The organism is Candidatus Paracaedibacter symbiosus (assembly GCF_000757605.1).
In the GTDB taxonomy this organism is placed as follows: Bacteria; Pseudomonadota; Alphaproteobacteria; order Paracaedibacterales; family Paracaedibacteraceae; genus Paracaedibacter_A; species Paracaedibacter_A symbiosus.
In genome coordinates, this window is record NZ_JQAK01000004.1 from 81683 (window position 1) to 87952 (window position 6270).

General features: G+C 38.9%; 3 protein-coding genes and 1 pseudogene. All 4 read right to left on the bottom strand.

Going from position 1 to position 6270, the window contains the following annotated elements:
• A partial coding sequence (locus tag IG80_RS15795; protein WP_052046291.1) for an NB-ARC domain-containing protein occupies nucleotides 1-3727 on the bottom strand: 3727 nt, incomplete at its 3' end.
• A gap of 919 nt (nucleotides 3728-4646) precedes the next feature.
• Entirely contained in the window at nucleotides 4647-4919 is a 273-nt protein-coding gene (locus tag IG80_RS0108955; RefSeq protein ID WP_156962145.1) for a hypothetical protein, read from the bottom strand.
• Between the two features lie 279 nt (nucleotides 4920-5198).
• Nucleotides 5199-5333, bottom strand: a pseudogene (locus IG80_RS16865) (transposase); the annotation flags it as partial.
• Between the two features lie 198 nt (nucleotides 5334-5531).
• A complete protein-coding gene (locus IG80_RS0108960) occupies nucleotides 5532-6161 on the bottom strand; it encodes a tetratricopeptide repeat protein (protein WP_052046292.1) in 630 nt (209 codons plus the stop codon).
• Nucleotides 6162-6270 lie beyond the last annotated feature (109 nt).

Genomic DNA, 6270 nt, shown 5'->3' on the forward strand with positions numbered 1-6270 from the left:
CCCGCCCTTGCTCATACATCCATCTAAGAATATTTTGAGCATCAAAGTAGCCTTGCTCAGCCGCCTCCGTGAACCACTCTACAGCTTTTTGATCCGCTTCTGGCCCTTGAGGCAATCCGGCCCGCCCTTGCTCGTACATCATTCCAAGGTTAAATTGTGCTTCTACATGGCCTTGACCAGCAGCCTCCTTGTACCACTCCGCAGCTTGTTGATCAGCTTCTGGTCCTTGCGGTAATCCGGCCCGCCCTTCCATAAACATTCCTGCAAGGTAAAATTGAGCATCATGGGATTCTGCCTTAGCAGCCTTCGTGAACCATTTCACAGCTTTTTTATCAGCTTCTGGTCCCTTAGGTAAACCCGCCCGCCCTTGCTCATACATCATCACCCCAAGGTCAAATTGAGCATCAATGTAGCCTTTCTTAGCAGCTTTCTTATACCATTTCGTAGCTTTTTTATCAGCTTGCTCTCCTGGAGGTAACCCAGCCCGCCCTTCACGATACATATCTCCAAGGCTAAATTGAGCAGCAGGGTAGCCTTTGTCAGCAGCTTTCTTGCACCATTCAAAAGCCTTTTCATTATCCCTAAGTGCCCCAATTCCCGATTCAAACATAACCCCTAAATTGTATTGCACAATAGAAGAATTTTGGTTAACGTTATTTAATAGCCAGCTAAGTTCTGTTGCTTCAGTTGCTGAACTTGCAAAAATAATTTCTTTATTTTGTTTTAACAGATTAATTAAGCGCTTTATAAGCTTAGCTCTTTTATCTTTTATTTTATCTAAAGGCGACATATCGAGTAACGATACAGGAGTATCGTCGACTGAAGAAAGGTTCCCCACCCGCAGAGCTAGTATTTTTACTAAATACGCCATATGATTACCTTCTTGAAAGTCTATTTTCACGCCTTTTGAATGCTTAATCAAAGATATTATTTGAAACAAATAATGAAAGGCTTTTTCCTGTAATTTGGGGTCATCAAGTTCTTTCTCAAATACGGATATTGTTTTATCAGCAAGCAAATCAATGAGCTTCTTCTTAATCTCTCCTTGATCTGTTTTTTCAGGCACCTTAGAGCTTTCTAACTCAACTCGTGCAACTCTCTGCACGAGCCGGTGAACAGAGATGTAGTCCTCAAAACGTTTAATCATAGAGTATAATACTAGCTCATCTATACAATCTTCTATTTCTGAGTCGTCACCTACTCTTGGGTTTGTAAATAGATCAATAGGAATATTATTTGAATTTAGATAGGCAAATAAATACATTAATTGATTTGCTAGAGGGGAGAGGGCCTTCATGGTAATCTGCCAGGTAGTTGCTACTGTATAAGGATAATTGCCTTTTTTATCTTTGTAATTTAAAATAATAGCTTTCTTTCCTTTGAAATCTTCTATATATTTTGAAAGTCCACATTTCTTTATTCCTATGTAACTGGCTGCTTGAGCAAGGGCGAGGGGTAAGCATTCAACTTTATGAGCAAGCTTTTTCGCAAGCTTAAGATTATTCTCATCATCAGTAAGCTTCGTTCTCATAAAAAGATAGTGGATAGCTTCTTCAATACGGAATACATTGAGTGGTATGGTATCAGCATCCCACCCTTCTTCATCATAACGTGAAGTGATAATAATATGGCTATTGTCGGGCAGAAGATCTGTTAGCTTTTCGGGGGAAGAAACATTATCATAAATAAGCAGGCATTTTTGTTTCTTTGCTAAAGCATCGTGCAGACTATTTACAAGACTAACATCGTCACTATCATCTATCGGCTTTTTCAATAATTTTAACAAATTCCTATAGCCTTGAATAAGGGAACTTTTTTCCTTTGCATCAATCCAATGATTTACTTCATAAAGTTTATACTTACGTGCCAAAGAAGCGTAGGCGAGAGCAAGTTGGGATTTACCAATGCCTCCTAAGCCAGTAATCACAGCTTTCGCGTAATTTTCTCGCTGCTGTTGTAATATATCTCCTAGCTGGATTAAGTAGCTATCTTTAGGGCCTAGGGATGCTTTTTCTTCAGAGGGGGGTATGCTTACTATGAAATTTTGACAGTACCACTCAGGGAGATAACCAATTGACAAGGATTCAAAGGATTGCCCCCACTTTTTGAAGAAGGGAGTAAGATCTTCTACTTGAAAAAGAGCGTTCGGATTAGGTTTTTCTGGAGGATGAAGGTCTGGTATTGGTTTTCCAAGAGCTTGTGCTTTATCGCTGTATTTTTTTGCTTTTTCCGGGTTTGGGTATTTACCGTCAGCAGAATAAAGTTGATAAAGCTCATAAATAGCATTGGTATTTTTTTGGTTTGCCGACTCTTCAAGAAAATATAAACCAGCAACTTCATCCATGGGGATACCTAATCCTTTGAGATAGAATGTACCAACCTGATATAAAATTTCGGGAGAACCCTCTGGTTTGGCTGCACTCATGTAAAGATTGAAGGCTTCCAAGTAATTTTGCTGTGTCCCCTTTCCTTCACGATAACAATCAGCCAATTTTAAAAGCATGTCATCGGTAAGGTTATCATCTGCTTGTATCATGGCGTTATAAAAACAAGTAAACGCTTCTTCAGCCTTGCTTTGATTAGATAAGTCATTCCCTTCATTCCACCATTCATCTGCTTTTTTTATGTGTTCTCTCCCAGTAATTGGTCGTAATGTTGGTTTTGGAATACTATAGGGATGGGCATCCTGTAAGTGATAGGTTCTAATCCAGTCAACAATACGATTAAACTTTTCTTTTGTGAGTCGTACCCCGCTATTAACACCACTTACGTTGCCATCCGTGTGAACCTCAATGGTAAAGAGACTTTTCTGCTGGGGAGAAGTTGGACTAGGCCATAGCCGCCAAATGGCGCCGCCACTTTGCCCAAAAGAAGTATCAATTTTATAAGAAATCTTTTCTTCAGAATTAAACCAATTATCTTCACTACGCTTTTGCATCTCCCACATCTGTGTGGAATAGTAATCTTTACTGCCTTTTTCACCAGGATAACCTGTTACGGTAATCTCCCATTTCTTGAAAAAAATATTGGGGGCATAGAGTAAGCCAGACCACCCCGTTTTATTACCAATTGCCTTATCTAGAATTACCATTCCAAAATCATAATCATTTTTTTTCCGAAGATCGTTGGTTGTCCATTCTTTAGGGCAAAGCAAAATAGATCCTTTGCTATAGCCAAAGGGAAAATGATCACCTTTTCTACCCGGGCTAAACCAAACTTCACTGGCCCATTTATTTTCTTTATCTTTTTTATGATCAAAAAGGTTATGGGCTGCTGTGAACACATGATTAGGTCCTCCTAAAATGCCAGATCCGACCGTTATTTCTTGAGTTCCAAATCGCATCATAAGATGGCCATGCACGCAATAAGGCCACTGCGAGGGATCCGGCACTTGGTCCCGATGGTCTTGGGTTGAAGAACCGCTTTGTTTTGTTGCCTCTGGCTCCTTGTCTGTAATTTTTGCCACCATTCCTTCTTTAATGACATAAGGAATTTTGGGAAGTGGCGCTTGCGGTTCAAGATTTTTTTGAAAAGAATCTGGCTGATAGCAAAAAGTATATTTGAGTTTTGAAGTGCCTGCTACAAAAGGTTCTAGTTTCTCAATATACTCAGGACTTTGTCCCTGTCGTAAATCATGTACTTCAGTATTATCCATAGCTTGCAGAGATAAGGTGCCTAGCCATAGATACAAGATGCTGTGTAGCAAGATAAATCGAAGATAGGTCATTATGGTTACCTCCGAGTTCATTGAACATTAATGAGTTTTTGAGCAAAAAGATCGGCTATTTGCTATTGGAAATCATGTTCAGCATAAATTTTAATAGGTGAAGGGTTTTTACCCGTTACTGCTAAACCGATTGCCAAGTCTATTAAAATTTTGCCCATTAATAATGTTGCCCAAGGTGTTTTGCATGGCTAATCTAGCTATACTGGCATCAATGTATTATCGATGGTCTCTGTATCTAAAAAATCTGCAGTTTCAGCCAGTGCTGTTTTTTAGGAAATATCTGCTGTTTCTAAAGAAACTACATAAAAAATTATTGAAAGAGAACTTGCTCCCGTAGGTTTTTTCACAATGCTAGCTGTCACAAAAAGTGAGGGATTATTCATCCATGTTCTTCGACAGACTACTTACATAAAATGAAGTATCTCCGGGCAATAATAATAAGTATATTTAATAAATAGACTTTTAATACGAAAAATATTTTTTAAGATTTACAAATTTTGTAAAAACCTATAAGGGAAAAACTTAAAGAAGCTTTGCAGCAATCCGATCTATCTAATAGCAATGCATTTAGAAAGGGATTTAAGGCAATTTGCCTATTTTCTCATTTTCTTATTTGATAACTACTATCAATTTTTCTAATACATTTAAATTAAATATTCTCTTTAAATTAGAATATAAAATTGCTTTTTTTCCCACATTTTACATATATATATTTATTTGTTTTTAGTTCTATTAACTATAAATCTCAAAGTACTGGCCCTGTTGCATTTAGAAAATCAGATTATAGTTACCTTTTATTTACCATAAATTTTAAAAATAAATGTAGAAGAGTTCATTAATAAATTTGATTTGTTCGGGCAAAGGCTGTTTCAAAAAATATGTCTGCTTCTTGATCATCATAAGCATCACTTCAATACCTTTAATAGTTCGGTTGGCTGTATGGAATGGTAATACTCCCTTTTTTAGAGGTGATCTTTTGAGGCTTCCCAACTATTTCTTCAACGACGTCTACGGCAATATCTTCGATATAAGAGATTGTTCTTGTTTTTGTTTGACACAAAAGGATGCCATCTGAATCGATATTAATATCGTTGGTAACTTCTACTTCGTTGCTGATGAGTTCAATTCTATTGCTGGCATTCAGGTTAATTTCATCTCCACTCATATCGCCAGAATCGGTAGCTCGATTCACAATGCAACTGGGCACAAATAATTGGGCGGCAAGGTAAATTTGCTCGCCAATGGGATGTTTTTTGATAAGCTACCAAGACATCGGTCAGGGTATTTAAATCCTTAAGTTCAATCTTTCCCGACTCAAATGACTCTTGGCAGTTTGCGTATCTAAAACTGAATATGTTGGCATTGGTGTTCTTCCTTGTTGTTGACGGTACTTTGTGTTGAGGCAATCAAGAATAGTCTCCCATAAGCCTGCGCGGCTCCAAATTCTGAAGCAATCATACACTGTCTTCCAAGGGGGGAAATCTTTTGGCAGCATTCGCCACTGAATACCTCCCTTATTCAAGTAAAAAATAGCGTTAACAATTGTTCTTTTATCATGTTTTGGTTTACAGCCACGAAGATCTTTGGGAGTGAAATAGTCTTTTATTAAATCTCATCCTTTATCAGTAAAATCACTGGGATACATGCGAGCTCTTGTTCTGCTGATTTTTTGCTCTTGACTTAACACATTTCTCTTTTCCCAGACAAGTTCTTAACCCTTACTTTTAAACACAGTATGAAGCCCCATTTAACCTAAGTAAACAGTCATACCATAAACCAAGCTACCATTAAGCAGTAAGCTTCTTCAATCTAGATTGAACATCTTACCTTGCCTTGCAGCTTTACCGTACCAGTGTACAGCTTGAGCATTATCTTTTGTAACGCCCCTGCCCTTCGCATACATCCCGCCAAGACTGCATTGAGCCATTGCATATCCTTGCTCAGCCGCTTTACGGTACCATTCAACCGCTTGGACCTCATCTTTTGTAACGCCCCTGCCCTTCTCATACATCATGGCAAGGTCGCATTGAGCCTCTTTATGTCCTTGCTCAGCCGCTTTACGGTACCATTCAACCGCTTGGACCTCATCTTTTGGTACCCCCCAGCCATACTCATACATCATGCCAAGACTGCGTTGAGCCATTGCATATCCTTGCTCAGCCGCTTTATGATACCATTCAACAGCTTGGGCATCATCTTTTGTAACGCCCCTGCCATTCGCATACATCTCGCCAAGCTTGTATTGAGCTATTATGTGTCCTTGTTCAGCCGCTTTATGATACCACTCAACAGCTTGGACCTCATCTTCTGGTACACCCCTGCCCTTCTCATGCATCCCGGCAAGCTTGTATTGAGCTACTATGTGCCCTTGTTCAGCCGCTTTGCAACACCATTCAACAGCTTGGACCTCGTAATAACTTCGTATAGCATACATTATACGAAGTTATACGACCCATTAATAATGCTGCCCAAGGTGTTTTGCATGGCTAATCTAGCTATACTGGCATCAATGTATTATCGATGGTCTCTGTATCTAAAAATCT